Raw genomic sequence first — 26,904 nt, forward strand, 5'->3', positions numbered from 1 at the left:
CGGATTAGAAGATCATTTCTTTCACATCATCCGGCACGATCAGCTTGCCGGCGGTCTTCTCGATGATTTCTTCAACGCTCACCCCCGGTGCTGTCTGGCGCAGGATGAAGGCGCCATTGTCGATTTCCAGGTAGGCCAGGTCGGTCAGCACCTTGCGGATGCAACCGGCACCGGTCAGCGGCAGGCTGCAGCGCGGCAGCAGCTTGGACTCGCCGTCCTTCGACGCGTGGGTCATGGTCACGATGATGTTGTCGGCACCGGCCACCAGGTCCATGGCGCCGCCCATGCCCTTGACCAACTTGCCGGGGATCATCCACGACGCGATGTTGCCTTGCACATCCACTTCGAAGGCGCCGAGCACGGTGAGGTCGACGTGGCCACCGCGGATCATGGCGAACGATTGCGCCGAATCGAAGATCGACGCGCCACGGCGGGCGGTGACGGTCTGCTTGCCGGCGTTGATCATGTCGGCATCGATCGTGCTCTCGGTAGGGAATTCGCCCATGCCGAGCAGGCCGTTTTCCGACTGCAACATCACATCCATGTCAGCGGGTACGTAGTTGGCCACCAAGGTCGGGATGCCGATGCCGAGGTTGACGTAGTAGCCGTCCTTCAGTTCACGGGCGACGCGTTGCGCCATCTGTTCGCGGGTCAGTGCCATGGTCAGGATCTCTTTGTTGTTCTGAAGGATGGCGCTCAGGCCTTGACGGTGCGCTTTTCGATACGCTTTTCGAAGGTGCCGACAATCACGCGGTCAACGAAAATACCCGGGGTGTGGATCTCGCTGGGCAGCAGCACGCCTGGTTCGACGATCTCTTCCACTTCGACCACGGTGATCTTGCCGGCCGTGGCCGCCAGCGGGTTGAAGTTTTGCGCGGTGTTGCGGTACACCACGTTGCCGTAGTGGTCGGCCTTCCAGCCCTTGACGATGGCGAAGTCGCCGGTGATGGACTCTTCGAGAATGTAGTGGCGGCCCTTGAATTCACGCACCTCTTTGCCCTCGGCGACCGGGGTGCCGTAGCCAGTGGCGGTGTAGAACGCCGGGATGCCAGCGCCACCGGCGCGCATTTTTTCGGCCAGGGTGCCTTGTGGGGTCAGTTCGACTTCCAGCTCACCACTGAGCAGTTGGCGTTCGAATTCGGCGTTTTCGCCGACATAGGAGGCGATCATCTTGCGGATCTGCCGGTCTTGCAGCAATACGCCGAGGCCGAAACCGTCGACACCGCAGTTGTTCGACACCACGGTCAGGCCCTTGACGCCACGGCGCTTGATCTCGTTGATAAGGTTTTCCGGGATGCCACACAGGCCAAAACCACCGGCCAATACCGTCATGTTGTCGGTCAGGCCGTCGAGGGCCTCTTCATACGTTGCTACGCGCTTGTCCAGTCCGGCCATGTTGATCCGCCTTTTGTAGTTGTTGAACCGACGAGGCTGTCGGTGAGCGTGTGCCCCATCTTCACCTTAGTCGACTGATTTGTTAATTTTGTTTTCATCATCGATTGATAACTTTTTCAAAACAACGATCAGGGCCGTCATGAACGTCAAGCAACTCCGCGCCTTCGTCGCCGTGGCCAAGTACCAGAGCTTCGCCCAGGCCGGTGAACACCTGCATGTATCGCAACCGGCGTTGAGCCTGACCATCAAGGCGCTTGAGGAAAACCTCGGCGGCGCCCTGCTCAGCCGGACCACCCGCAGTGTCAGCCTGACTGCCGAAGGTGAGGTGCTGCTGCCGCTGGCCCGGCGCCTGCTGGCCGACTGGGACGACACCGAAGAAATGCTGCGCCAGCGTTTCACCCTGCAACTGGGGCGGGTTTCGGTGGCGGCCATACCGGCCTTCGCCGGTAACCTGCTGCCGCACGCGCTCAAGGTGTTTCGCCAGCGCTACCCGAAAGTCAACGTCACCGTGCATGACGTGATCAACGAGCAGGTACAGGAACTGGTGCGCCACCGTCGCGTCGAATTGGGCATCGGCTTCGAACCGGACAACACCGATGGCCTGGACTTCTACCCCCTGTACATGGACCGTTTCGTCGCCGTGGTGCCCGCCGACTCGCCACTGGCCGGGCTGCCCCAGGTCAGTTGGACGCAACTGCTGGCCGAAGACTTCATCGCCTTGCAACGCCCGTCGGCGGTCCGCCTGTTGATGGAACAGAACGTCGCGGCCAGCCATGGCAAGCTGGCGGTGGCATTCGAGAGCCATCAACTGTCGACCGTTGGCCGCATGGTTGCCAGCGGCCTGGGCGTCAGCGCGGTGCCGGCGCTGTGCATCAATCAGATGCAGGAGCTCGGTGCCCGCTGCGTGCCGCTGGTCGAGCCCGCCGTGGAGCGGCGCATGGGGGTCATCGCGCTCAGTGAGCACAAACTGTCCACCGCAGCGCAAGCGCTGCTCGAGGTACTGCTTTCCCATACCCAGATCCCGGAGGTGACATGCGATACGTGAAACTGGCAGGTTCGAAGGTGCCGGCCATTGGCCAGGGCACGTGGTACATGGGTGAAGACCCTGGCCGCCGGGCCGCCGAAGTGGCAGCCCTGCAACAAGGTATCGAGCTGGGCCTGAGCCTGATCGATACGGCTGAAATGTATGCCGAGGGCGGCGCGGAGCAGGTGGTTGGCCACGCCATCGCCGGGCGCCGCGACCAGGTGTTTCTGGTCAGCAAGGTCTACCCGCACAATGCCAGCCAGCGCGGCATGCCTGCCGCCTGCGAGCGTAGCCTCAAACGCCTGGGCACTGACTGCATCGACCTGTACCTGCTGCACTGGCGTGGCCAGCATCCCTTGGAGGAAACCGTCGAAGCGTTCGAGCGTTTGCGCGAACAAGGCAAGATCAAACGCTGGGGGGTGTCCAATTTCGATGTCGATGACTTGCGCGAACTGCACAACCCCGATTGCGCCACTAACCAAGTGCTGTACAACCCGGTGCAACGCGGCATCGAATTCGACCTGCTGCCGTGGAGCCAGAAGCGCGCCTTGCCGACCATGGCGTATTGCCCATTGGCCCAGGCCGGGCAGTTGTTGCAGCACCCCGTGCTGGCCGAAATTGCCGAGCGCCACGGTGCGACACCGGCCCAGGTCAGCCTGGCCTGGGTGACCCGTGATGAGGGGGTGATTGCCATTCCCAAGGCGGTAAACCCAGAGCATGTGCGACTGAATGCGGCGGCCGGCTTGCTGACCCTGAGCAGCGAAGACCTGCGAGCGATTGACCGGGCATTCCCAGCACCGACCCGCAAGCAACGCTTGGCGATGGTCTGAAGCCCTTGCCCGACCCTTGTAGGAGCAGCCTTGCGCTGCGAAGAGGCCGGTGACAACACAGCGAATCTTCTCTGGTATCGCCGGCCTCTTCGCAGCGCAAGGCTGCTCCTACAACAGTTAACGCAACAGGCAACGCTGGCAGGCTAATGAAAATCGCGGCTGCGCACATCCAGCCCCTGCAGCAAGGGGCTGATATCCTCCAGCCGTTTTGCAATCAGGTGACGCACCCCGTTCTCCTGCTCCAGCCGCCCGCTCACCTTGAGCAATTGCGACCCCACCAACGCCCGCCTCTGCCGCTCGGCCAAGTCACGCCAGACCACCACGTTGACCATGCCGTACTCATCCTCCAGCGTCACGAACGTCACCCCACTGGCCGTCTGTGGGCGTTGCCTGCCTACCACCAGCCCGGCCACGGCAATGTTGTCGCCATGCTCGACAGCTGACAGCTCGTGCGAACTGCGGCAACCCAACGCTCGCAAACGAGGGCGCAGCAGCCGCAACGGGTGGGGCCCAAGCGTGGTGCCCAGGGTCTGGTAGTCGGCAACCAGGTCCTCGCCGACAGTCGGTGCAGGCAGCGCTACCACGGCCTCGGGCAACGCTTCGACCTCGGCGAACAAGGGCAACTGTGGCTGCACCGCCGCCACCTGCCAACGCGCCTGATGACGGTCACGTGCCAAAGCCCTCAGGGCCCCGGCGTCAGCCAGGCGGGCACGGGCGCGGTGGTCGAGCCCTGCACGCAGGCACAAGTCTTCAACATCGCGCCAAGGCCGTTGCGCCCTCGCCTGCTCCAGACGCCGGGCGTCAGCTTCGGCAAAACCACGGACCTGCCGCAGCCCCAAGCGTATGGCCAGCGCCTGTTCACCCACCGGTTCAAGCGTGCAATCCCATTCGCTGTGAAACACATCCACCGGCCGCACCTCGACGCCTTGGCGACGGGCGTCCTGCAGCAGCTGGTCGGGGCTGTAAAAGCCCATCGGCCAACTGTTGACCAGCGCGCAGGTGAAAATGGCCGGCTCATGGCATTTGAGCCAACTGCTCGCGTAACACAGCAAGGCGAAACTGGCCGCGTGGGACTCGGGGAAGCCATAGCTGCCAAACCCCTTGATCTGCTCGAAGATGCGCTCGGCAAACGACAGTTCGTAACCATTGCGCAACATGCCTTGAATCAGCCGTTCGCGGTGCGGCTCCAGCCCGCCGTGGCGCTTCCAGGCCGCCATGCTGCGGCGTAGCTGGTCGGCCTCGCCCGGGCTGTAGTCGGCAGCCACCATCGCCAGCTCCATCACCTGTTCCTGAAACAACGGCACACCCAGCGTGCGCTCGAACACTTCCTGCAATTTAGGCGAGGGGTATGTCACGGGCTCCTGCTTCAGGCGCCGGCGCAAATACGGGTGGACCATATCACCCTGAATCGGCCCGGGGCGCACGATGGCCACCTCGATGACCAGATCGTAGAACGTGACGGGCTTGAGCCGCGGCAACATGGCCATCTGCGCCCGAGACTCGATCTGGAACACGCCCATGGTTTCGGCTCGGCTGATCATCGCATAGGTGGCTGGGTCCTCCCCCGGGATGCTTGCCAGCGTCAATTGCCGGCCCCGGTGGCGCTGCAGCAGGTCGAAGCAACGGCGCAAGGCACTGAGCATGCCCAGCGCCAGCACATCGACCTTGAGCAAACCGACCATGTCCAGGTCGTCCTTGTCCCACTGGATCACGGTGCGGTCTTGCATGGCGGCGTTTTCCACTGGCACCAGTTGATCCAGCGGCTGCTGCGAGATGACGAACCCCCCAGGGTGTTGCGACAGGTGCCGGGGAAAACCGATCAGCTCACCGGCCAGAACCAGCACCCGCCGCAGCGACGGGCTGCTGGCCTCGAAACCGGCCTCGGCCAGGCGTTGCGCATCGGGGATGCGATCACTCCAGCGGCCACAGCACTTGGCCAGCGCATCCACCTGGTCGGCCGGCAGCCCCAGTACCCGCGCCACATCACGCACCGCACCGGCAGCATGGTAGGTGTTGACCACGGCGGTGAGTGCGGCCCGGTGCCGGCCATAGCGCCGGAACACATACTGGATCACCTCTTCGCGGCGGTCGTGCTCGAAGTCCACGTCGATGTCCGGCGGCTCATTGCGTTCGCGTGACAGAAAGCGCTCGAACAGCAAACGGTGCTCCATGGGGTCCAGTTCAGTAATCCCCAGCACGAAACACACCACCGAGTTGGCGGCCGAGCCACGGCCCTGGCAGAGGATATGCTGGCTGCGGGCAAAGGCGACGATATCGTGCACGGTCAAAAAATAGCTTTCGTAGGCCAGTTCCTCGATCAGCGCCAGCTCCTTTGCCAGCACCTCGCGCACCTTGTCGCTCGGCCCACCCGGCCAGCGCATCGGCAAGCCGCGCTCGCACAGCTCGCGCAGCCAGCTCGCCGGGGTGTGGCTGTCTGGCACCAATTCACGCGGGTACTGGTACTTCAGCTCGCTCAAGTCGAAACGGCAGCGCTCGGCGATGACCAGGGTCTCGGCCAGTAGGTCGGCCGGGTACAGTTCCTGCAACTGCTCAGGGCTGCGCAGGTGACGCTCGCCATTGGCGTACAGGTAGCGACCCGCTTCGGCAACCTGGCAATGCTGGCGGATGGCGGTCATGCAATCCTGCAGGGCACGGCGACCGCGTGCATGCATGTGCACGTCACCGCAGGCCACTGCGCGGATACCGACCTTGCTCGCCAGCTGGCGCAGTTTGCCAAGCCGCACCTCGTCATCACTGCCACGGTGCAGGTGCACGGCCAGCCACAGCCGCTCGGCGAACAGCGTGCGCAAACCCTCACCGGGTTCAGGGTCGTCGGCATCCTCGGCAACCCACAGCGCCAGCAAGCCTTGATGATGCTCGCGCAGGTCCTCGCTGAACAGTTGATAGGCGCCCTTTTCCGCCCGCCGTCGCGCACGGGTAATCAGCGCGCACAGGCTCTGGTAGCCGGTGAGGTTTTCCGCCAGCAGCACCAGTTTCGGGCCATCCTGCAGGCGGACTTCGCTGCCGATAATCAGCCGCAGCTGGTGCGCCTTGGCGGCCTGCCAGGCGCGGACGATACCGGCCAAGGTGCACTCATCGGTGATCGCCAGTGCGTCATAACCCTGCTCGCGCGCACGCTTGAACAACTCATCGGCACTCGACGCACCCCGCTGGAAGCTGAAGTTCGACAGGCAGTGCAATTCGGCATACCCGAACCGGCTCATGCAAACCAGCCTTGCAACCACAAAGGGCCTGGCTGGCTGAGGTCGCGGTAGGCCCAGCCGCGCAGGCCGTCGCGGGTTTCGATGCGGTAGTAGTCACGGCGCACGTCGCCCCCGTCCCACCAGCCCGACTCGATGCGCTCGGCATGCCCCAGCACACGGTGGCCGGCTGCCTCCAGCGCCACGGGCGCCGGCAAAAGCCAGCCGGGGCGGCTACCCGGCAACACCGGCAGGCTGCCTTGTGCGCCCTGCTCCGCAGCTTGCCAGGCACATTCGGGGCGGTGATCGGCCTCGGCGCTCAGCCCCTTGACGGCCTCGTCGCCCAACCGTGCCCGCAAGCGTTCACGCAACTGCTCCCAGGGCTGCGCCTGCTGGGCGCGGGGGTCGAACAGCGCCTGGTGCTGGGGCACGAAGGGTGGCAGGTCATCGGCGACCAAGCGCAAGTTGCGTACCGGGGCGGGGATTTGCAGCGGCTCCAGGCGCCCTTTTGCCAGTTCGAAGAGCATGGCAGGGTCACGTTCGGCCGCCAGCAGGCCAACCTTGAGCAACGTGTCCGGCCCTTCGGCATGCTCCAGGTGCAGGCAAAAACGCTGCACGCCACAATCGCGCCCAGCCAGGAACGCGCCGAGGTCGTTGAGCATTCTGCGCAGCGGGAACAGCAACGCCTGGTGCGACTCCACGTCGAAGTTCAGCTCCAGGCGCGACTCGAAGCGGTCCGGCGGCTGGTAGAAGCCCAGCCCCAGGGTGCGCAGGCCGAGCAGTTGGTCCAGGTGCAACTGGACCTGCGCAGAAAAGCGCTTGGCCAGGGCGTCGCGCGGCAAGGCCAGCACCTGGCCCAACTGGCGCAACCCCATGCGGGCAAAGGCCTCGGCGGCCTCCAGCGGCAAGCCGACACGGTCGATGGGCATCTGTGCCAGTACGGCGCGGGTGGCGTCGGCACAGGTTACCGCCAGGCCATCGTGGCCGTTGGCGAGCATGCGAGCCGCCACCGGGTTGCTGGCCAGCACGATGCGCTGCCGCAAGCCCAACGCGCTGAGCTCCTGGCGCAGGCGTGCCTCGAACAACGGCCAGGGGCCAAACAGCTGCAGGCTGGAGCCGACCTCCAACAACAAAGCCCTTGGGTAATGCAGGCTCACCTGGGCGCTGAAGCGATAGGCCCAGGCTGCCAGCAGCTGTTGCAACTGCTCGATGCGTTTGTCATCGGCCTCTACGCAGGTGAAGCCATCGGCCAAGGCACGCGCCGTGGTCAGGGTTTGCCCGGCACGCAGGCCGAGGGCTGCGGCAGCGGGGTTGACCGCCTGTAGCACACGGCGCTGCGTCGGGCCGCCAATCACTACCAGGGGCGTTTCAGGGTCGTCACGCTGGCGCAGAACAGTGTCCAGCGCCAGCTGTGGCAGCAGAATGCAGGCCCAGAGCATGATGCATCAGCCTCAGCCGGGCAGCGCGATGGGCAGCGCTGGCGGCATGCCGCCCCGGCTCTTGAGCACACGCCACTGTGCCGGCCGAGAGTCGATGGCAATACGCAGAGCGGCCGGCGACGGGTTGTGTGCCGCCTGCTGTGGGCGACAGGCGAACGCCAGCGCCTGGCCGGTCTCGGCGGCCACCTGCAGGCGCCGCAGTGCCCGGTCATCGGCGCGCTCCGGCCAGCACAACACGGCGGCGCAACTGCCTGAGCGCAGGCATTGCTCAGCCGCCCACAGTGCGTCGGCAGGCGTGGCGCTAACCTGGGCCAGCCAGCGTAGATCCACACCCGCTGCCTGCCAGGCCGGGGCATAGGGAATGAACGGCGGCGCTACCAGCACCACGCGGCCACCTTCTGCAGTCAGGCGCGCCAGTGAGGGCCACAGCAGTTGCAGCTCACCGCACCCTGGGCTGGCCAGCAACAGTTCGCTGAGCGCCGCGGCCGGCCAGCCGCCCTCGGGCAGGCATTGGTCGAGCGCGGCATGCCCGGTCGGCTGCAACCCCAGGGGCCGGGCCTGAACCTGCCGCCCGCGCCAGACCTGACGCTGGTCGAGCAGCCTGTCGAGATCGACCACCGCGCCCATCAGTCGCGCCTCAGCAGGCCGCAGAACACGCCTTCAATGAAGAATTCCTGCTCAGGGCCCACATCGATCGGCGCATAGGCCGGGTTGCGCGGCAACAGCCGGTAACCGCCAGGCTGACGCTGCAAGCGCTTGATGGTCACCTCGCCGTCCAGGCGGGCGACCACGACCTGCCCGTCACGGGCCTCGCCCTGTTGCCGAATGCCGACCAGGTCACCGTCGAAGATGCCGTCATCGACCATCGAGTCGCCGCGCACTTTCAACAGGTAATCGGGTGTGCGCCGGAACAGGCTGGGGTCGAGCAGCAACTGCTCGTGGATGTCGAGGTCCGGGCCGATCGGGGCACCTGCCGCGACCTGGCCCAGCACCGGCACTTCGAGGATTTCCGGGCGGCGCAGCGGTTGAGCCAGGCGAATCCCTCGCGCCTGGTTCGGCGTGACGTCGATATGGCCGGCCTGGCACAGGGCGGTGATGTGTTTGCGCGCGACGCTGCGCGAGGCGAAGCCGAAGCGCGTGGCGATGTCGGCAAGGCTCGGTGGCTGGCCGTGGTCAGCAATGCGCTCACGAATAAATTCGAGAATGGCGCGGCGTTTGGGGGTCAGATTGTCCATGGAGTACATTTGTACTCTTTTCGCAACACACTGAACAGCCCCCTTCGTCGTCCGCTTTGGTTATGATCGTCGGGCTTGTGATTTTTCATACCTGGATACCTGATGCTGACTGCCCTGCTGTTCGACCTCGACGGAACCCTCACCGACACCGATACCCTGCACCTGCAGGCTTTCCGCCAGTTGCTGCGCGAGCATGACGGCCGTGAACTGAGCCAGGCCCAGTTCGATGCACAGGTCAGTGGCCGGGCCAACGGCGAACTGTTCGCCGAGTTGTTTGCCGATGCCAGCCCGCAGCAATGCCTGGCCCTGGCGGATCGCAAAGAGGCGTTGTTCCGCTCGCTGGCGCCGTCGCTCGCGCCCATGCCCGGCCTGTTGCGCTTGCTGGAGCACGGCCAGGCCTGTGGCCTGGGGATGTGCGTGGTGACCAACGCCCCCCGGCTCAATGCCGAGCACATGTTGCAGGCCATGGGGCTGGAGGCCCGCTTCGAGCATGTGTTGGTGGCCGAGGAGCTTGAGCGAGCCAAGCCGGACCCGCTGCCCTACCTCACCGGGCTACAGCGGCTCGGGGCCGAGGCCGGGCAGGCCCTGGCCTTCGAGGACTCGTTGCCCGGGGTCAAGGCTGCCAGTGGTGCGGGGATATTTACGGTTGGGGTTGCGACTACACAGACTGCCGAACGCCTGATGGACGCGGGGGCTGGGCTGGTGATCGAGGACTTTGATGATGCTCGGTTGTGGGCGTTGATTGAATCGATGGGGTGAGGTGTGCTGGATGCGCTGGTGCATGCCTTGAGGTTTATGGCGCCTGTGAGATCGAGCGCCGCCCGCGCGGCGCTTCGCAGCACAAGGCTGCTCCTACATCTGTTTCGGGCCAGTGAGGCCTGTGATATTTGCGCACGACCGCCTCAGGAATAATTGGCCCGAAAAATTGTAGGAGCAGCCTTGTGCTGCGAAGCGCCGCGCGGGCGGCGCTCGATCTCACAAACGCCACAACACTCAACCCCTACACCTCAACGCTCTAACCTTCAACCGCAGCCCAACCTCTCAGGCCGCCCATGCTCATCGACGAAGAACTGACCCTCAAAAAGCTGGAAACCTTCCTCGCCTTCATGCGCAGTGGCAACCTCGGCCGCGCCGCCGCCGAGCTATCCACCAGTGCTGTCAGCGTGCACCGCGCCATCCACTCGCTGGAAAGCGCCTTGCGTTGCCCCCTGTTCAAGCACGAAGGCCGGCAACTGATCCCGCTGGAAAGCGCCTACGTGCTGGAGAAAAAAGCCCGCCAGCTGATCCAGGACGCCGAGCAGATGGTCCGCCAGACCCGTGAGGCTGCGGGGTTCTATGCCGAACGTTTCCGCTTGGGCGCCCTGTACTCACTAACGGTAAAGACCGTGCCAAAGCTGGTCATGGGCCTGAAACTGCGCCGCAGCGCGCTCAATATCGACCTGACCCTGGGCTCGAACGTCGACCTGCTGCAACGCCTGAAAAACCACGAACTGGAGGCCATCCTGGTGTCGCTGGACGAAAGCGTCAGCGACCCCGCCTGCGAGCAATTGCCGCTGTTCTCCGACGACATCTTCCTTGCCGTCCCCACCGACTCGCCCTTTGCCGAACACGCCGAGGTGGACCTGGCCGACCTCGCCGACTCCACCTTCATCACCCTGACCCAAGGCTTTGCCACCCACCGTGATGGTGCGCGGGTATTCGAGCAGGCAGGGTTCGAGCCGAAGGTGGCCATGCAGGTGAACGATATCTTCACCCTGCTGAGCATGGTCAGCTCCGGCGTTGGCTTTGCCCTGCTGCCAGGGCGAATCGCTGCGGTCTACGAGAACCGGGTGAAGTTGATTGCCCTGCAACCACGCTATCGCCTGCAACAGCACATTGGCGTGGTGTTTTTGAAGGCGCGGGAACGAGAGCCGAACCTGCTGGCGTTACTGGCTGAATGCAGAATGTACAGCCGCGAAAACTGAACGAAGGCCTGCAGGTGTTTATGTTCCAGCGACATTTACACCGCTTGCCGGGCGGCGCGCCGGCCTGAACCGGCATGGCGCCCTTGCAACAACACCGCCAGCGCAGCCAATACCGCCGGGATCAGCAACGACGCGAACACCTGTGCAAAGCTCCAGCCCATGGCCAGCATCTGGGCGCCGGCAAACGCACTGAGAATCGCGCCGAAGCGGCCGATGCCGCTCATCCAGCTGGCACCGGTCGCCCGCGCTTCGGTGGGGTAGAACGCCGCCGCCAAAGCATTCATGCCCACACTCGCGCCATTGAGGCCAAAGCCCACGGCCCAGGCAATCGCGCACAGCCAGGCAAAATCCCCAGCCACCTGGCCAATGGCGAAGATCACCGCACCACTGAACAAGAAGGTCAGCATCAGTACCCGTTGCGGGTTGCAGCGGTCCATGGCCCAGCCCACCGAGATCGCCCCCAGCGGCCCGCCGATCTGGAAACAGGCGGTGACGATGGCCGCTTCGGCTACCGAGAAGCCGCCCCCCTCCTTGACCAAGGTGGGCAACCAGCCGCTGAACAGGTAAACCAGAAACAGCGCCAGCACGTAGCCAGCCCAAAGCATCAAGGTGCCAAAGCGGTAGCGCGGCGAGAGAATGGTCGCAATCGCCCCACCACTGCTGGGCGCGCTGGCCGGTACGATGAAGGTGCTGTCGGCGTTGACACGCTCCGGTGCCAGGCGGCTGACGATGGCGTGGATGCGACGCTTGTCAGCACCCTTGCTGACCAGGAAGGTGACCGACTCGGGCAACCGCCAGCACAGCAACGGCACTGTCAGCAGCGGCAGCACGCCGCCCAGCACCAGCACGCTGCGCCAGCCCAGGTTGGGGATCATCCAGGCACTGACAAAGCCGCCTGCCGCCGCACCCAGTGAGAAACCACAGAAGGCCAGGGTGATCAGCAGCGAGCGGCTGCGCGCCGGCGCGTATTCACTGACCAGGGTGCTGGCATTGGGCATGGCAGCGCCCAGGCCTAGGCCGGTCAGAAAACGCAGGGCAACAAGGGTCTCGAGGTCGGGCGAGAATGCCGAGGCCAAGGTCCACACACCAAACAGCAGGACACTGCCCAGCAAGACCGCCTTGCGCCCATAGCGGTCGGCCAAGGGGCCGGCGATCAATGCCCCGAGCGCCAGGCCGATCAGGGCCGCGCTCAACACCGGGCCCAGGCTTTGTGCGCCCAGGCCCCAATCGCTTTTCAGTTGCGGTGCGATGAAACCGATGAGGGCGACGTCCAGCCCATCCAGGGCGATGATCAGAAAGCCCAGGAAGACTACCCATTTCTGGTAGCGGCCGATGGGTTGCTGGTCGATCAGTTGGCGCACATCAATGGCGTTGTTCATGGGGTATCACCTGTTGTTGTTTTTATGAAGGTGCATCGGCAGTGGGCCGCCATGCGGCCCAGGCAGCATTACCGGTGAACGAGGCTGGGCAGCCGCACAGGCCGGATGATCCGGGTCTCTTGGGCCACGACCAGATCGCGGGTGGCCTGCAGGTAGGCTGCGAAGTCCGGGTCAGCGTCCCGCGCGGCGCTGCGTTTTTCGAAGTCATCGAGGCTGTCATAGCCCCACAAGTGCACCACCTGGTTGAGCGGGCCGATGCTGCTGGTGTAGAACGCCAGCGGCGCACCGAGATGGCGCAGCAGAATCGGCATCGCCAGCCGGTCGAAGGCTTCGAGAAAGGCCGCCATGCCACGTGGGCGGATGGTGTAGACCCTGTGATCGACGACAGGCTTGTCCATCATGCAACCTCCCGCGCTTTGCCCGCTGTCGCCAGGCCTTGTTCGACGCCCGCCAGGTGGCGCCCGGTGATGTAGCCAAAGGTCATGATTGGCCCCAGGGTGATGCCCGCACCGGGGTAATTGCCGCCCATGATGCTGGCGCGGTCGTTGCCGACGGCGTACAGGCCGTCGATGGCCTGCTGATCGGCACCCAGCACTTCGCCGACCACGCTGGTGCGGATGCCGTCGAAGGTGCCCAGATCACCCATGATCACCTTCACGGCAAAGTAAGGCCCCTCGGCCACTGGCGCCACGCACGGGTTGGGCGTGTGCTGCGGGTCGGCCAGGTAGCGATTGAAACGCGTGGTACCTCGCCCAAACTGGCGGTCCTCACCCTGAACGGCGCCCAGGTTGTACTCACGTACGGCCTGCTCCAGCCCGGCGGCATCGATCCCGGCCTTGCGCGCCAGCTCGGTGAGGCTGCTGCCCTTGAGCAAGTAGCCGTTACGCAACAGTGGCCCCAGCGGCATCGGCGAGGGCTTGGCGAAACCCAGCCCGTACTTGGCCAGGGTGCGTCGGTCACAGACCAGCCACATGGCGGTTTCCGGTTGCTCTGCACACGCCTCGATCAAGGCCGCACCCACGTCGTGGTAGGAATTGGATTCGTTGGTAAAGCGCCTGCCCGAGCGCAGCACGCCGATCACACCGGGCTTGTAACGGTCGAGCAAATGGGGGAACGCGACAAATCGCCCTGCCCCCATCGGCACCTTGGACACCGGCATCCACGCCGCCGCCGCTTGCAGGCGGATATCGACCTTGGCGCCCATCGTTTCAGCCATGCGCGCACCATCACCCGTGTTGCCTGCTGGCACCGGCGAAAAGTGCTCGCCACCCCGACGCACATGCGGGTAGGCCTGCTTCAACCGTTGCACGTCATGGGAAAACCCACCACAGGCCAGCACCACGCCGCGCCGCGCCTCGATGCGCAGTTCGCTGTCGCCTTGTTTCGCCAACACGCCAGTGACCCGATTGCCTTCACACAACAGGTGCCTGGCCGGGGTCCCGGTCAAAATCGGAATGCCCAGGTCCAGCGCAGACTTCACCAGCCGCGCCGCCAGGGCATTGCCGCTGGTCACCTGGGTGCCGCGCCGGTACAGCGCCAACTCCTTGAGGTGGGTCAGCAAGCGCTTGGCCACATACACGAACGACGTCAGCGAGCGGGTGGCATTGAAGAAGTGCTTGAGGTCGGCATTCGACGAATTGAACATCATGCCGATGAAGGTGATGGTCTTGAGCGGTGGCCGCAGGCGTGCCATGTCGGGCCCAAGGCCGCGAATGTCGTAGGGCGCTGCCAGTATCGAGCGCCCGACATCGACGCCACCTTCCACGTGTGGGTGATAGTCGGGGTACAGCGTGGGGACGAATTTGACGGCGGTCTCGCGCTCGAAGAACTCGACCATGTCTGGCCCGTGACGCAGAAACGCCTTGACCGCCACTTCGTCGAAACAGTCGCCGGTTTCGTTGCGCAGGTAGGTCAGCGCCGCCTCAGCGCTGTCGTTCATCCCATGCCGGTTGCCCGGCACCCACAGCACCCCACCGGAGAACGCCGTGGTGCCGCCGAAGCAGTCGTCCTTTTCGATGACGACCACATCCAGGCCGTGTTTTTTCGCCGTGATCGCCGTCGCCAGGCCGCCGGCCCCCGCCCCCACCACCAGTACATCGCAGGTGCGTGTGTTCATGCGCGTACGCCCTCGAAACCGGGGCGCGGGATCAACGCCATGGGCATGCTCTCCAGCCCACCATCGACCGTCAACTCGGCGCCGTTGATGTAGTCGGCACGCGGGCTGGCAAGAAACAGCACCGCCTCGGCGATGTCCTGCGGCTCGCCGATGCGCTGGTTGGCGGTCATGGCGCTGCGCTGGCGTTCGATGTGCGGGTCCGCGTAAAACGCTGCCGACAGCGGCGTGCGGATCAACCCCGGGCACACCGCGTTGCTGCGTACCCCGCGCGGCCCCCATTCCACGGCAATCTGCCGGGACAGCATGCTGACCCCGGCCTTGGCCGCGCTGTAGGCACCACTGTTGGGTTGAGGGTAATGGGCCGCGATCGACGCTACATGCACGATGCGCCCCTGGCCTCGGGCAAGCATCAAGCTGCCGAAGGCCTGCGAACACAGCAGGTAGCCGCTGAGGTTGACCGCCAACACCTGGTTCCATTGCTCCAGGGTCAGCACGTCGAGCGAACCCGGGCGCAGCACACTGGCGTTGTTGATCAGTACATCGCAGCGGCCGTGCAGCGCCTGCACCTGTGCGGCGGCCTGGCTTACGCTATCGGGGTCGGCGATGTCGCACCCCAGCGCGCTGACCTCGCCGACACTGTGCTCGCCCAAGCTGGCCGCCAGCTCACGGCACTTGCCCAGGTCGCGGTCCAGCAACACCACATGGGCTTGCTGTTCGACCAACGCGGCAGCCAGTGCCGCGCCAATGCCGCCGGCCGCGCCGGTCACTACACAAACGGCTGAATCCAGGCCCAGCCAGTGAGCGCTAATCTTGTTGTTATGCATGCTGCTCTCCAGAGTGTCGCTTCATCTGGCGAACAGCCTAGGGCTGACAGGCACCCGGGCAGAATGGACAAAACCTGCAACCAGCCCCACATTCCCGACAATTTGCTGCACCGCCCCTGAACCTGTTCAGCGGCTGTGGCACAGTAGCCGGGTACCGATCAAAACAATTACAACACCATGAACAAGATCCCCAATTACGCCCTGTACGGTGAGACTGCTCAGCCGGTGTGGCACGAGTCGCTGCATGTGGAGTCGATCTCCAAACGCTCCGGTGCCCACAACTGGGAGATCGCCGCGCACCGTCACGAGGGCCTGCTGCAGTTGCTGTACCTGCAACGCGGCGGCGGTGAAGTGCTGTTCGACAGTGACCGCATTCAGGCCCAGGCGCCCTGCGTGGTGTACGTGCCGGCGCAGGTGGTGCATGGCTTCCACTGGGCCGGTGCGGTCGAGGGCCAGGTGATCACGGCGGCGCAGCACCCGCTGGAAAGCATCACCCAGGTACTGGCGCCGAACCTGCTGGCAACGCTCCGCAAACCCCAGGTGATCGCCCTGCCCCGCTGGGAAGCCGACGAAGACCCTCTGCTGCCGTTGTGCCGCGCCCTGCACGAGGAATACCACAACCGCGCTCGCGAGCATGTGGCCAGCAGCATGTCGCTGTTGCTGGCGCTGCTGATCCAGGTGCTGCGCCACGAACCACAGGCCAGTGGTGACGGGCGTCGCCTACCGTCCAGGCGCAGCCAGCAACTGACCGGGTTTCGCGAACTGGTGGACATGCACTTTCGCGAGCATTGGTCGTTGGGGGCTTATGCCGCTGAACTCGGGCTGACGTTGGCCACGCTGGGGCGGCTGTGCCAGGAACACCTAGGCATGACCCCGATGAATGTCATCAATGCCCGGTTGGTGCTGGAGGCCAAACGGGCGCTGGGGCATTCAAGCCTCAGCGTGAAAGAGATTGCACATGACCTGGGGTTTGTCGATGTGGGGTATTTCAGCCGGTTTTTTCGCAAGCACTCGGGGGTGAGCCCGAGCGGGTTTCGCGAGGCTGCGGTGGCCCCTTCGCGGGCAAGCCCGCTCCCACAGGCTCCCTGCTAATTCAGCGAGTCTCCACCCTGTGGGAGCGGGCTTGCCCGCGAAGACGCCAGTACAGGTTTCTTCAAGCCTCTAGCGCATGCTGCACCTGGCCCACTGTCGCCGCCAATCGGTCCAGGTGCAGGCTCAACACCCGCTCCACCGGCGCCTGGTCCACCGGCCAATGCAGGGCGATGCTGCCCGCCAGTTGCCCCTCGACCCGCACCGGCAAGGCGATCGCCCGGATCAGAAATGGCAACCGCACCGGGTATTCCCAATGCCCCTCGGTACGCTGGCCAAAGCCCTTGTGCGCATCCTCCTCGATATCGCGCAACAGGCTGTCATCACCCAACCGTTGGTGGCTGGCCAAGCGCTGCACTTCGTCGCCGTCCAGCTCCCCCAGGCACGCGCGCCCCATCGCCGAATGGAACAGGCTGGCATGGTGGCCGACGATCTGGCAGTTGTTCGGGTAGCGCTTGCGCAACACCTGAGGGATGGCGCTTTCCATCACCTCCAGCCGCTCGCCATCGAAGCACGACAGGTCTGCCACCAGCCCGGTGCGTTCACTCAGCTCAAGCAGCCAAGGCGCCGCCTGCTCCACCAGGCGCCGCTTGAAGCGCAGTTGGCGGTCGCCGAACAGGCGCCGGGCACACAGGCGATAGCGCCGGTCGCTCAAGCCCCGGTAAACCCAACCCTGCTCCTGCAAGGTGGCGAGCATGCGCGAGACCGTGGCCTTGGGCAGCGCCGTCAGGTAATGCAGTTCTTCAAGCCCCAATGCCTGGTGTTCGCCCAGCAAGTCGACGATGGCCAGCGCCCGCTCCACCGAGCGTACGCCGCCACTGTCTGTCATGTTGCCCATGTGTCTGACCTCCCTGTCACTTGGCGGGTTGGTCATCATGCACAGCAAGAACCGCGCCTGCCCAGGGCCTTTACGCAAGTTGCAAGCACGGCGGCGGCCGCCGTTCGACCCAGCGGGTCAGTTGCTCATGGGCATGGGCCAGTTGCAACACCGCGTGGTCCGCCTGGGCTGGGCCAATGATTTGCAGGCCCATCGGCAACCCCATGGCACTGAAGCCCACCGGTACACTGATGCTCGGCAGCCCTGCCAGGGTCGGCCCGATTACCACCTCCATCCAGCGGTGATACGTGTCCATCGTTCGCCCTGCGACTGCCTTCGGCCACGCCTGCTGTGCATCGAAAGGGAACACTTGGGCCGAAGGCAACAGCAGGAAATCGTAACGTTCGAACAACCTGCCGAGGGCCTGGTACCACGCACTGCGGTCTATCGAAGCCTGGTACACCTGCGCCGCGCTCAGGTGCAAACCGCCCTCGACTTCCCACTGCGCCTCAGGCTTGAGCAGGGCACGTTTGCCGGGGTCGGCATAGGCCGCGCCGAGGGTGCCGTGCACCAGGAAGTGGCGGTGGGTCAGCCAGCATTGCCAGAGGCGCGCCAAGTCAAAGGCCGGCTGGCAGGCCTCGACCTGGCAGCCCAGCTCGGCAAAATCCGCCAGGGCCGACTCGCACAAGCTCAGCACCCCGTCTTCCATCGGCAGGTAGCCGTCATAATCGCCCAGCCAGCCCAGCCGCGCGCCCTTGAAGTCGCGCTGCAACCCTTCAGCGAAATCAACCTTGCCGCCACTCAGCGACAACGGCACCCGTGCATCGAAGCCTGCCTGGGTCGTCAACAACCGCGCGACATCGACCACGCTGCGCCCCATCGGCCCTTCAGTGGCCAGTTGCTGCAGGAACACCTCCGGCGCCGGCCCATGCGGCACCCGCCCCTGGGACGGGCGCAGGCCGAACACATTGTTGAACGCCGCCGGGTTGCGCAGCGAGCCCATCATGTCGCTGCCATCGGCCACCGGCAGCAATCGCAGGGCCAAGGCCGCCGCGGCCCCGCCACTGCTGCCACCGGCCACCCGGCTTGGGTCGTAGGCATTGAGTGTGGTGCCAAACAGGGTGTTGTAGCTTTGCGAGCCCAGGCCGAACTCCGGCACGTTGCTCTTGCCGACGATGATCGCCCCACTGGCCCTGACCCGCGCCACGCTGACCGCATCGTACTCGGGCACCTGCTCGGCGAACAGCGGCGAGCCCAGGGTGGTGCGCAGCCCGGCCGTGGCAGCCAGGTCTTTGATTGCCTGTGGCATGCCATGCATCCAGCCCCTTGACTGCCCCCGCGCCAGCTCACCGTCGCGCTCATCGGCTTCGGCCAGCAGCGCCTCGGCCGAACGCAGCGACACCAGCGCATTGACCTGCGGGTTGAAACGCTCGATATGGGCGAGGTACGCCAGCATCACCTCACGGCACGATACTTGGCGGGCATGAATCGCGCGGGACAACGCCTCGGCATCCAGCGCTACAATTGGGTCGATGGCTAGCGGCTTCACGGTTTCACTCCAAGGTTGAACGCGACAGCTTTACCCGCACGCGGCGCTTCTTTCAGGCAGTAGGTGCCCAACAGCGTCAGCAGGCAAGCGAACAGTACATAGAACGACGGCGCCACCGGCGTGTTCAGGGCTTTGCTCAGCCAGGTAACGATCAGCGGCGCAAAGCCGCCGAACACCATCACCGCCACGTTGTAGGCCACCGATACCCCGGTCGAACGCACCTCGACCGGGAACTGCTCGGCCAGGGCAGTCGGCGCCGGGCCAAAGAACCCGCCGATGGCGGTGCACAGCAGCAGCTGCATCACCAGCAGGCGCTCGATCGATGGCGCCGCCGCCACCCACACGTACAGCGGATAGACCATCACGAAGAAGGCCAGGGTGAAGGCCATCAGTACCGGGCGCCGGCCCAGCCGGTCAGACAAGGCCCCCGCCAGCGGGATGACCACGGTCATCAGCCCCACCGCAAGCATCTGCACCAGCAATACCTGGTCCAGCGGCAACCCGAGGTTCTTGTGGGCGAAGGTCGGCATGTTCACCAGCACCACGTAGAACGATACCGTGGCGCCACACGCCAGGCCCATCGACACCAGCAGGCTGCGGCGGTGTTCACGCAGTACCTGCCACAGGCCCGGCGCCTGGCCCTTGGCCTGTTTACGCGCCTCGAGGAACTCTTCGGGTTCTTCCATGTGCTTGCGAATCCACAGCCCCACCGGGCCAATCAGCAGGCCAAGCACGAACGGGATTCGCCAGCCCCAGCTGTCCAGCGCCTCAGGCGTGCACAGGTGCGTCACCAACGCCACCATCGCCGCCCCCGAGAACACCGCCAGGCACTGCCCCACCAGTTGCCAGGAGCCATACAGGCCTTTGCGATGGGCGGGTGCGCTTTCTACCAGAAACGCCGTTGCGCTGGCGTATTCGCCCCCTGTAGCGAAGCCCTGGAGCATGCGCGCCACCACGATCAGCAACGGTGCGCCCATGCCGATGGCGAGGTAGTTGGGCGCAAAGGCGATCATGGCGATGGACACGGTCATCAGGCGGATGATCATCTGCATGGCCGCCTTGCGGCCTTTGCGGTCGGCGTACATGCCCAGCAGCACGCCGCCCACCGGGCGCATGAAAAAGCCCACGCCGAAGGTGGCCAGGGCCATCAGCAGCGAGGCGTATTCGTCGTCGGAGGGGAAGAACTGCCGGGCGATGATGCTCGCCAGGAAGCCGTACACGATAAAGTCATACCACTCCAGCGCATTGCCGATGACGGCAGCGACCACCTGCCGGGTACGCGACACGCCTGTGCTCGAAGTCTGCATAGGGAACACTCCATTCATCTGTTGGGTGATGACCCAGGCACAGCCGCGCCCAGGTTCCAGCGGCAGTCGTCAAAGAAAGGTCAGGCGGGTTCGAGCCAGCGCTCGGCAAGCGCGCCCCAATAGGCGGCGCCGGTCAGCAGGATGTCGTCGTTGAAGTCATAGGCCGGGTTGTGCACCATCGGCCGCGACAGGCCATTGCCGATGAACAGGTAGGCGCCTGGGCAACGTTGCAGCATCCAGGCGAAGTCCTCGCTGCCCATCAATTTGCGGGTGTTGCCGTCCACCGCCTCGGCACCGAGCAGTTCCTCGCCCACTTGTTGGGCGAAGGCATTCTCTGCGGCATGGTTGACCAGTACCGGGTACGCCGGCCGGTGTTCGATGCTGGCGCTGCAGCCAAAACTCTCGGCTTGGCTAACGATGATCGCGCGTACCCGCGCCAGGGTCTGCGCCCGCACTTCGGCATTCAACGCCCGCAGGCTGAGGCGCAGCACTGCCTGCTGCGGAATCACGTTGGCCGCCTCGCCCGCCTGCAGTGCCCCCACAGTAACCACCGCGGCTTCCTGGGCATCGATATTGCGCGCCACCACCGTCTGCAACGCCATCACCACACTGGCCGCTGCCACCAGCGGGTCGACGGTCAGGTGCGGCATCGAGCCATGCCCGCCGACGCCTTCAAGGGTTACGCTGAGCAAATCCTGCGAGGCCATCATCGGCCCCTCGCGAAAGCCCAGGTGCCCTGCCGGCAGCCCCGGCATGTTGTGCATGCCGAACAGGGCATCACAGGGGAAGCGCTCCAGCAAGCCGTCGGCGAGCATCGCCTCGGCGCCGCCCTGGCCCTCTTCGGCTGGTTGGAAGATCAGCGTCAGCGTGCCATCGAACTGCCGGGTCGCCGCCAGGTAACGCGCAGCGCCCAGCAGCATGGTGGTGTGGCCGTCATGGCCGCAGGCGTGCATGCAGCCTTGGTGCCGGCTGCTGTAGGCCGCGCCGGTGGCCTCATGGATCGGCAGCGCGTCCATGTCGGCGCGCAGCCCCAGCTTACGTGGGCTGCTGCCGTTGCGCAGCACCCCCACCACGCCGGTCTTGCCGATACCGGTGTGAACCTCGTAGCCCCAGGCTTGCAGCAGCCGGGCCACCAGCGCTGAGGTGCGGTTTTCTTCAAAACCCAGTTCCGGGTGTGCATGGATGTCGTGACGGATGGCGTGCAGGTCGCTGGCCACGTCGTTGAGCCAGGCCAGGATGTGTTGATGTCGGGACATGCGGAATCTCCTTGCGCGGGTATGTTCCCGTTCTTGTTGTTCGCGTTGAGATCACGACGGGGAAGGCAGGTCGTGTTGGCTGACAGATAAACGCGAGTGATGGGGGGAGCACAATCGAATGTGGTTCCACAGGGTGGAACTGGGCATGAGGGATTGCATGCGGGCCGCCAGGGGTACGGGGTGAGATCTTCAGCGCCTAGGAGATCGAGCGCCGCCCCTCACTGTTTTGATTTGTACCAACAGGACCTTCTCTGGCATGGGGCTAAGGATTGCCGACTCTTGACCACGCATGCGATTCCAGCCAGCAGCTTCTTTCAGCGACTCCCAGAACAGCTCAGGCAATGGGAGCCTGTTCGCCGTGGCCTCTTGAATCGTCGACGTTAAGTCGGTGTACAACTGTCTCAACTTGCCCACACCTGCCACGGATGCAGCCCCTATGCCGACTAGCGTGGATGCCTCACTCGCTATCGAACCCATTGGAAATGCATAGGCCATCGCAACGCCAGGGACTTTTGTCAACGTACTCACCAACCCTCCATTGAATATCAATGCATTGTTAGTGCGGCTCGATGCATCGTACTCCGGTGGCACAGGCCTCCCTTGGGCCTTGGCAACCGATCTTCTGACGATAGTTTTCGAGGCTTTATTCAACGCAGACAACATACCCACAGTTCCCCATACCAAGCCTGTCCCCTGGCCGAGTATGCGCGTAGCGGAATGGCCGTCACGGTCCACATTGTTGATAGGATCCCCCAAGCAGTACGCATAGGCATTGAGCCCACCTCGGCCGAAAGGGCTAAAAGCATCCGGGCTGTAAAAGCGCATCAGCCCTGTACCATAGGCACGCTTGCCGTTGCCAATCAGATAACCCTTTGGCAGTAGCGCATTCGGTTCTCCAACAAACGCTAAGCGTGGGCCGCCCCTGCCCACGTGATAACCATAGGGCACATAAGCCCGCAATGGGGGGGCCCTGAACATCTGGAGCGAGGGTTGCTTATCATTGGGTAATAGTGACGTTGTTTGCATGTTTCGAGCCTGCTCAACCTGTGTTTAGAGGGCCAGGCTATTCATATGAATTGGCGTACATAACTCGCAGAACTACTGAAGGGAATCATTTCCCGGGCACTGTCTTTGCTGTTACTGGTACCTTTGGCGCACCGTTCAGCCACAGCCTAGGACTGCGTCATGCCTCCAAGCCAAACCACCCCAAACGGTTTCGTCCGCGTCCGTGGCGCCCGCGAGCACAACCTCAAGAACATCGATGTCGATATCCCCCGCGACGCGCTGGTGGTGTTCACCGGCGTATCGGGCTCTGGCAAGTCTTCGCTGGCCTTCTCCACCCTGTATGCCGAAGCCCAGCGCCGCTACTTCGAATCCGTCGCGCCCTATGCCCGGCGCCTGATCGACCAGGTTGGCGTGCCCGATGTGGACGCCATCGAAGGCCTGCCGCCAGCGGTGGCGCTGCAACAGCAACGCGGCACGCCCAACGCGCGGTCCTCAGTGGGCAGCGTCACCACACTGTCCAGCTCGATCCGCATGCTTTACTCGCGCGCCGGCCATTACCCGGCCGGGCACGCGATGCTGTATGCCGAAGACTTCTCGCCCAACACCCCCCAGGGCGCCTGCCCCGAATGCCACGGCCTGGGCCGCGTCTATGAAGTGACCGAGGCAACCCTGGTCCCGCACCCTTCACTGACCATCCGCGAGCGCGCGGTGGCGGCCTGGCCCATGGCCTGGCAGGGCCAGAACCTGCGCGACATCCTGGTAACCCTGGGCTATGACGTCGATATTCCCTGGCGCGACTTGCCACAAGCGCAGCGCGACTGGATCCTGTTCACCGAAGAAACCCCCACCGCCCCGGTGTACGCCGGCCTGACCCCGGCGCAAACCCGCGCCGCCCTCAAGCGCAAGCAGGAACCCAGCTACCAGGGCACGTTCAGCGGCGCCCGGCGCTACGTACTGCACACCTTCATGCACTCGCAAAGCGCGCAGATGCGCAAGCGCGTGTCACAGTTCATGCGCCCAAGCCCCTGCCCGCTGTGCGCGGGCAAACGCCTCAAGCGCGAAGCGCTGAGCGTGACCTTCGCAGGCCTGGACATCGCCGAGCTGTCGCACCTCTCGTTGCAGGCGCTGGCCGAGGTGTTCCGCACGGTGGCGGCGCCGGCCTACCTGGAACAGCCCCAGGACGACCTGACCCTGGAAAAACGCCTGGCCGCCCAGCGTATCGCCCATGAGTTGCTGGAGCGCATCGACACCCTGCTCGACCTCGGGCTGGGCTACCTGGCCCTGGAGCGCAGTACCCCGAGCCTGTCCTCAGGCGAGCTGCAGCGGCTGCGCCTGGCCACCCAGCTCAACTCGCAACTGTTCGGCGTGATCTATGTGCTCGACGAGCCATCGGCCGGCTTGCATCCTGCCGACAGCGAGGCCTTGTTCGTGGCCTTGCAGCGCCTGAAACAGGCCGGCAACTCGGTCTATGTGGTGGAGCACGACCTCGACACCATGCGCCGCGCCGACTGGTTGGTGGATGTTGGCCCTGCCGCCGGCGAACACGGCGGCACCATCCTTTACAGCGGCCCGCCCGAGGGGCTCGCCCGGGTCGAGCAATCGTGCACACGCGCCTACCTGTTCGGCGAGCACGCCCAGGCCGTTCGCACACCACGCCAGGCGCAGGATTGGCTAGCGCTGGAAGGCATCACCCGTAACAACCTCGACAACCTCAGCGCTCAGTTCCCGTTGGGGTGTTTCACCGCCGTGACGGGTATTTCCGGTTCAGGCAAATCCAGCCTGGTCAGCCAGGCGCTGCTGGAGCTGGTCGGCGCGCACCTGGGCCATGCCGAACAGCCTGCCGAGCGCGAAGAACAGAGCCTGGAGGACGACCCCGAACAAACCAGCAGCGGCCGGGTAAAGGCAGGGCTGGGCAGCATCAAGCGCCTGGTGCAGGTCGATCAGAAACCCATCGGCCGTACCCCCCGCTCCAACCTGGCCACCTACACCGGCCTGTTCGACGCCGTGCGCAAACTGTTTGCTGCCACCGACCACGCCAAGGCGCAAGGCTTCGATGCCGGGCGTTTCTCCTTCAACGTCGCCAAGGGCCGTTGTGCAACCTGCGAGGGCGAAGGGTTTGTCAGCGTCGAGCTGTTGTTCATGCCCAGTGTCTACGCGCCCTGCCCGACCTGCCACGGTGCCCGCTACAACCCCGAGACACTGGCGGTGACCTGGCAAGGGATGAACATCGCCCAGGTGCTGCAACTGACAGTTGAACACGCCCTGGCGGTGTTCGCCGAACAGCCGTCAGTACGGCGCAGCCTGCAAGTGCTGCAGGATATCGGCCTGGGTTACCTGCGCCTGGGCCAACCGGCTACTGAGCTGTCTGGCGGTGAAGCGCAACGCATCAAGCTGGCCACCGAGTTGCAGCGCACGGCGCGCGGGGCGACGTTGTATGTACTGGATGAACCCACCAACGGGCTGCATCCCCAGGATATCGACCGGTTGCTGGTACAACTCAACCGTCTGGTGGATGCTGGGCATAGCGTGGTAGTGGTCGAACATGACATGCGCGTGGTGGCGCAAAGCGACTGGGTGATCGATATCGGGCCGGGGGCTGGGGATGCGGGGGGCAAGGTCGTGGCCAGTGGCACACCGCAGGCCGTCGCCGGGTGCGTTGAAAGCCGTACCGCCAGCTTCCTGGCCAAGGCGTTGTAGCAGTGCTGGGCACCGGCCTCGCCGGTGCCCATGCCATTAGCCCGCCGACAGTTCCGCAATGCTGATCTCGCGCATGCGAAACTTCTGCACCTTGCCGGTCACCGTCATCGGGAACTCATCGACGAAGCGGAAATAGCGCGGCACCTTGAAGTGCGCAATCCGCGCCCGCGCCCAGTCACGCAGCTCGTCTTCAGTGGCTGCATGCCCCGGGTGCAAGCGCACCCAGGCGACGATCTCCTCGCCATACTTGCTGCAGGGCACACCAATCACCTGCACATCGGCCACCGCTGGATGGGTGAAGTAGAACTCTTCCAGCTCACGTGGGTAGATGTTCTCGCCGCCCCGAATGATCATGTCCTTGCTGCGCCCGACGATGCGCACATAGCCCTGCTCGTCCATTACCGCCAGGTCACCGGTGTGCATCCAGCCCTCGGCATCGATGCTCTCGGCCGTGGCCTTGGGGTTGTTCCAGTACCCCAGCATTACGCTGTAGCCGCGGGTGCACAGTTCGCCGATTTCACCACGCGGCACTGTGCGGCCATCGGCATCGATGACTTTGTTCTCCAACCGTGGCTGGGTGCGGCCGACGCTGGTCACGCGGCGTTCCAGGTCGTCATTGGCACCGGTCTGCAAGGACACCGGGCTGGTTTCAGTCATGCCATACGCAATCTGCACCTCGGCCATGTGCATCTCGTCGATGACCCGTCGCATCACTTCGATCGGGCAGGTCGCGCCGGCCATGATGCCGGTGCGCAGGCTCGACAGGTCGAAGGCACTGCGTTGCGGGTGGTCCAGTTCGGCGATGAACATGGTGGGCACGCCGTACAGCGCGGTGGCCTTTTCCTCGGCCACTGCGCGCAACGTGGCGAGTGGTTCGAAGGCGTCGTTGGGGTAAATCAACGTGCTGCCGTGAGTCATGCAACCCAGGTTGGCCATGACCATGCCGAAACAGTGGTACAGCGGCACCGGCACCACCAGCCGATCGTGCTCGGTCAGGCCCAGGCTTTCGCCCACCATGTAGCCGTTGTTGAGGATGTTGCTGTGGCTCAGCGTGGCACCCTTAGGGAAGCCGGTGGTGCCGGAGGTGTACTGGATGTTGATCGGGTCGTCACAGTGCAGTTGCCCCTGGCGGGTGGCCAAGGCTTCGGCGCTGATGGCGTCGGCGCGGGCCTGCAGGGCATGCCAGGCGAGAAAGCCCGGCGGCGGTGAAGCGGCCAGGCTCACGACCCCGCGCAATTCGGGGAACCGCTCACAGGCCAGCGCGCCCGGGTGGCCCTCAGCAAGGCCCGGGATCAGGCCCAGCAGCATGGCATGGTAGTCGGAGGTTTTGAAGGCATCGGCGCAGATCACCCAGCGGCAACCCGCCTGGCCCAGGGCGTAGTCCAGCTCGCTTGCGCGGTAGGCTGGGTTGATGTTGACCAGGATCGCACCGACTTTGGCGCTGGCGAACTGGGTGATGCACCACTCGGCACAGTTGGGCGCCCAGATGCCCAGGCGGTCGCCGGCTTGCACGCCCAATGCCATGAGGGCGCGCGCGTGCTGGTCGACCGCCTCGGCCAGTTGCCGCCAGGTGTAGCGCAAGGCCTGGTGGCGGACCACCAGGGCTTCGCGGTCGGGAAAGCGGGCCACGGTGGTGTCGAAGGCGTCGCCGCGATCAACGAGAGAGGGAAAAGCGCCCCAATGCCCAGGCCCAGGCATACCGTCGCCACGGCCGCCAACGCTACCGGCGCGACCATCAGGCACGCCAACCCTGCTATCAACAACAAAATGACCAACAC

The 26,904-nt window shown here is 64.6% G+C and carries 22 protein-coding genes; 6 read left to right on the forward strand and 16 right to left on the reverse strand.

Annotated elements, in window-relative coordinates:
* Nucleotides 1-4: 4 nt before the first annotated feature.
* On the reverse strand, nt 5-661 hold the full coding sequence (locus tag OO306_RS17305; protein WP_265969437.1) for a CoA transferase subunit B: 657 nt from the start codon (nt 659-661) through the stop codon (nt 5-7).
* 35 nt (nt 662-696) lie between these two features.
* Entirely contained in the window at nt 697-1,395 is a 699-nt protein-coding gene (locus tag OO306_RS17310) for a CoA transferase subunit A (protein WP_265969438.1), read from the reverse strand.
* A 139-nt stretch (nt 1,396-1,534) separates the two neighbouring features.
* Between OO306_RS17310 and OO306_RS17315 the strand changes: the two genes are divergently transcribed.
* Together OO306_RS17315 and OO306_RS17320 are read left to right on the forward strand one after the other, a co-directional pair.
* Nucleotides 1,535-2,440: a LysR family transcriptional regulator gene (locus OO306_RS17315; RefSeq protein WP_027593433.1), complete on the forward strand. Its 906-nt coding sequence runs from the start codon at nt 1,535-1,537 to the stop codon at nt 2,438-2,440.
* Nucleotides 2,428-3,249, forward strand: coding sequence for an aldo/keto reductase (locus OO306_RS17320; RefSeq protein ID WP_265969439.1), 822 nt, complete (start codon nt 2,428-2,430; stop codon nt 3,247-3,249). The genes OO306_RS17315 and OO306_RS17320 overlap by 13 nt, the downstream gene beginning before the upstream one ends.
* A gap of 143 nt (nt 3,250-3,392) precedes the next feature.
* Here the strand turns inward: OO306_RS17320 and OO306_RS17325 are convergent, their stop codons facing one another.
* Genes OO306_RS17325 through lexA form a run of 4 tightly spaced genes read right to left on the reverse strand, consistent with a single transcriptional unit; the run spans nt 3,393 to nt 9,132 of the window.
* Nucleotides 3,393-6,473, reverse strand: a complete 3,081-nt coding sequence (locus OO306_RS17325; RefSeq protein ID WP_265969440.1) for an error-prone DNA polymerase — start codon at nt 6,471-6,473, stop codon at nt 3,393-3,395.
* Nucleotides 6,470-7,888: a DNA polymerase Y family protein gene (locus OO306_RS17330; RefSeq protein ID WP_265969441.1), complete on the reverse strand. Its 1,419-nt coding sequence runs from the start codon at nt 7,886-7,888 to the stop codon at nt 6,470-6,472. The genes OO306_RS17325 and OO306_RS17330 overlap by 4 nt, the downstream gene beginning before the upstream one ends.
* 12 nt (nt 7,889-7,900) lie before the next feature.
* Nucleotides 7,901-8,515 carry a translesion DNA synthesis-associated protein ImuA gene (gene imuA / locus OO306_RS17335; protein ID WP_265969442.1) on the reverse strand — a complete coding sequence of 205 codons (615 nt, stop codon included), beginning with the start codon at nt 8,513-8,515 and terminating at the stop codon, nt 7,901-7,903.
* Nucleotides 8,515-9,132, reverse strand: coding sequence for a transcriptional repressor LexA (gene lexA / locus OO306_RS17340; RefSeq protein WP_085272942.1), 618 nt, complete (start codon nt 9,130-9,132; stop codon nt 8,515-8,517). Before lexA ends, imuA begins: the two co-directional genes overlap by 1 nt.
* 93 nt (nt 9,133-9,225) lie before the next feature.
* On the opposite strand from lexA, the gene OO306_RS17345 reads away from it, so the two are divergent.
* Entirely contained in the window at nt 9,226-9,882 is a 657-nt protein-coding gene (locus OO306_RS17345; RefSeq protein ID WP_027593439.1) for an HAD family phosphatase, read from the forward strand.
* 293 nt (nt 9,883-10,175) lie between these two features.
* A complete protein-coding gene (locus OO306_RS17350; protein ID WP_027593440.1) occupies nt 10,176-11,087 on the forward strand; it encodes a LysR substrate-binding domain-containing protein in 912 nt (303 codons plus the stop codon).
* Nucleotides 11,088-11,122: 35 nt separating this feature from the next.
* Here the strand turns inward: OO306_RS17350 and OO306_RS17355 are convergent, their stop codons facing one another.
* The 4 genes from OO306_RS17355 to OO306_RS17370 all read right to left on the reverse strand — a co-directional run bounded on the left by OO306_RS17355 (nt 11,123) and on the right by OO306_RS17370 (nt 15,406).
* Nucleotides 11,123-12,466: an aromatic acid/H+ symport family MFS transporter gene (locus tag OO306_RS17355; RefSeq protein WP_099454304.1), complete on the reverse strand. Its 1,344-nt coding sequence runs from the start codon at nt 12,464-12,466 to the stop codon at nt 11,123-11,125.
* Nucleotides 12,467-12,534: 68 nt separating this feature from the next.
* Entirely contained in the window at nt 12,535-12,864 is a 330-nt protein-coding gene (locus OO306_RS17360; RefSeq protein WP_265969449.1) for an NIPSNAP family protein, read from the reverse strand.
* Nucleotides 12,864-14,582: an FAD-dependent oxidoreductase gene (locus tag OO306_RS17365; RefSeq protein ID WP_265969443.1), complete on the reverse strand. Its 1,719-nt coding sequence runs from the start codon at nt 14,580-14,582 to the stop codon at nt 12,864-12,866. The genes OO306_RS17360 and OO306_RS17365 overlap by 1 nt, the downstream gene beginning before the upstream one ends.
* Nucleotides 14,579-15,406, reverse strand: a complete 828-nt coding sequence (locus tag OO306_RS17370) for an SDR family NAD(P)-dependent oxidoreductase (protein WP_238213644.1) — start codon at nt 15,404-15,406, stop codon at nt 14,579-14,581. The genes OO306_RS17365 and OO306_RS17370 overlap by 4 nt, the downstream gene beginning before the upstream one ends.
* A 177-nt stretch (nt 15,407-15,583) precedes the next feature.
* On the opposite strand from OO306_RS17370, the gene OO306_RS17375 reads away from it, so the two are divergent.
* Entirely contained in the window at nt 15,584-16,498 is a 915-nt protein-coding gene (locus OO306_RS17375) for a helix-turn-helix domain-containing protein (protein ID WP_265969444.1), read from the forward strand.
* A gap of 61 nt (nt 16,499-16,559) precedes the next feature.
* Here OO306_RS17375 and OO306_RS17380 read toward each other — a convergent pair whose 3' ends face one another.
* The 5 genes from OO306_RS17380 to OO306_RS17400 form a co-directional block, all read right to left on the reverse strand.
* A complete protein-coding gene (locus tag OO306_RS17380) occupies nt 16,560-17,333 on the reverse strand; it encodes an IclR family transcriptional regulator (protein ID WP_238213640.1) in 774 nt (257 codons plus the stop codon).
* Between the two features lie 70 nt (nt 17,334-17,403).
* A complete protein-coding gene (locus OO306_RS17385) occupies nt 17,404-18,861 on the reverse strand; it encodes an amidase (RefSeq protein WP_265969445.1) in 1,458 nt (485 codons plus the stop codon).
* Nucleotides 18,858-20,168, reverse strand: a complete 1,311-nt coding sequence (locus OO306_RS17390; RefSeq protein WP_027593447.1) for a citrate-proton symporter — start codon at nt 20,166-20,168, stop codon at nt 18,858-18,860. The genes OO306_RS17385 and OO306_RS17390 overlap by 4 nt, the downstream gene beginning before the upstream one ends.
* An 80-nt stretch (nt 20,169-20,248) precedes the next feature.
* A complete protein-coding gene (locus tag OO306_RS17395) occupies nt 20,249-21,424 on the reverse strand; it encodes a M20 aminoacylase family protein (protein WP_265969446.1) in 1,176 nt (391 codons plus the stop codon).
* Between the two features lie 189 nt (nt 21,425-21,613).
* Entirely contained in the window at nt 21,614-22,450 is an 837-nt protein-coding gene (locus tag OO306_RS17400) for an RHS repeat-associated core domain-containing protein (RefSeq protein WP_323055832.1), read from the reverse strand.
* Between the two features lie 159 nt (nt 22,451-22,609).
* On the opposite strand from OO306_RS17400, the gene uvrA reads away from it, so the two are divergent.
* Nucleotides 22,610-25,126 (forward strand): excinuclease ABC subunit UvrA, encoded by a 2,517-nt coding sequence (gene uvrA / locus OO306_RS17405; protein ID WP_265969447.1) that lies wholly within the window; start codon nt 22,610-22,612, stop codon nt 25,124-25,126.
* A 36-nt stretch (nt 25,127-25,162) separates the two neighbouring features.
* Here the strand turns inward: uvrA and OO306_RS17410 are convergent, their stop codons facing one another.
* On the reverse strand, nt 25,163-26,824 hold the full coding sequence (locus OO306_RS17410) for a fatty acid CoA ligase family protein (protein ID WP_265969451.1): 1,662 nt from the start codon (nt 26,822-26,824) through the stop codon (nt 25,163-25,165).
* Nucleotides 26,825-26,904: the final 80 nt, after the last annotated feature.

The organism is Pseudomonas sp. DCB_AW, assembly GCF_026240895.1.
GTDB lineage: Bacteria > Pseudomonadota > Gammaproteobacteria > Pseudomonadales > Pseudomonadaceae > Aquipseudomonas > Aquipseudomonas kermanshahensis.